General features: G+C 37.1%; 1 protein-coding gene. It reads left to right on the plus strand.

From position 1 onward, the window contains the following. The first annotated feature begins 414 nt into the window (after window positions 1–414). A complete protein-coding gene (locus tag ES677_RS15150) occupies window positions 415–882 on the plus strand; it encodes a hypothetical protein (protein WP_148381734.1) in 468 nt (155 codons plus the stop codon). Window positions 883–991: the final 109 nt, after the last annotated feature.

Genomic DNA, 991 nt, shown 5'->3' on the forward strand with positions numbered 1-991 from the left:
TCTACCTACTTACCCTTTTGATACTCTTTGGGCGTTGCAATGATGTGGTTGCTTACCCGAATAAATAGGCCTCTGTATACGGTTTCTGTTCGTCAGTACCGAGTTTTGTAGTCTCGCTTTCTTCAGATGTAACTTTGCAGTTACCACCCTTGCGACTTACTAATGCTTCTAGGCGTTACCCCAGCGCATAAGGGACTTGCACCCTCTAGATTAATTACTTACTTTGCTGTAAGTTAAAGATGCCCATACTGGGCACACACACCGTATAAAATTAATTGCTGGTTTTAGCTTACTTACGAAAGTCCAAACGGACTTTCTTGGTTCGTGTTTTATTTACTAAATTTACTGCTTAAACACGCAACTAATCTTATACACAAACGTTGTGTGCCATTTAAAAAAAAACTGAACGCTGAATTGAAAAACATCAAATTTTTAATAGCCAAACATTACTTTTTCGGACTGATTTTTCTTTTCGTTTTTTATGCTGTTATCGGTGAAATTCCAAGTTGGTACACAATCGAAAGAGATTGGATTGAATGGATTACGACAATAGTTTCGGTACCTATAATTGGAATATTAGCGATTAAATATTTGACCAAATATGTCGGAAAAGAAAAACAAAAATATTACGGAGTATCATTTTTCGCACTATTCGCTTCGTGGATTTTAATATTGTACTTTAAAGCATTAGTAATCGGAATAATAAATTCATTTGAATTTGAGCGAATACGAATTTTGGAATCACTCGCAGGATATTCGATTTATCAACTTTGGATTTACGGAACGTTTGGAATAATTCACGGAATAGTTGGCGGATATTTTTTATCGACTGAATTGAAAAATAACGAAGAAAAAACGGCACACAATCGAGTAGACGGCTGACAATCGAATGATTGCCAGTGCGCCTCTCACACCACCGTACGTACGGGTCTCGTATACGGCGGTTCAACGTTCATCTCAACAATTGCTCTTTACACCAATTGAAGCTACC

This window comes from Bizionia gelidisalsuginis (assembly GCF_008086185.1).
Lineage (GTDB): Bacteria > Bacteroidota > Bacteroidia > Flavobacteriales > Flavobacteriaceae > Bizionia > Bizionia saleffrena.